Origin of the sequence: Achromobacter sp. GbtcB20 (assembly GCF_019091095.1) — a bacterium.
GTDB lineage: Bacteria > Pseudomonadota > Gammaproteobacteria > Burkholderiales > Burkholderiaceae_B > Achromobacter > Achromobacter mucicolens.
In genome coordinates this window covers 1-310 of the sequence record NZ_JAGXJZ010000412.1, presented here as the reverse complement: position 1 = coordinate 310, position 310 = coordinate 1, and the positions used below count along the sequence as shown (strand labels likewise).

Sequence of the window (310 nt, the reverse complement as noted above, 5' to 3'; positions counted from 1 at the left end):
TGCCATGGCTGGCGGCTGTTCATCCTTCCACTGCCCGAAAACCTGTTCCGGTGTTCCGGTGGTGCCGTAACGCAAACCATGCGCATCGCTGCCCGCCAGCAGCAACTGCACGGTGCTGAAGAAGCTCTTATTGAAGGTTTCTTCCTGATTGCTGATCGACTGGCGGATGCCGTCACCCACATCCACGGAACTGCGCTTGAGTTCGGTCACCCCGACCGCCAGGCCATTGATGTACAGAACAATGTCCGGCCCACGGGTGCTCCCGCCTCGCCGCGTCACTTCCTCTGCCAGCGCGAAGTGGTTGCGCTCG

General features: G+C 61.0%; 1 protein-coding gene. It reads right to left on the bottom strand.

The features are described 5' to 3' along the window. The coding region (locus KVT32_RS29555) for a type I restriction endonuclease (RefSeq protein WP_254637081.1) at positions 1-310 on the bottom strand (310 nt) is incomplete at both ends.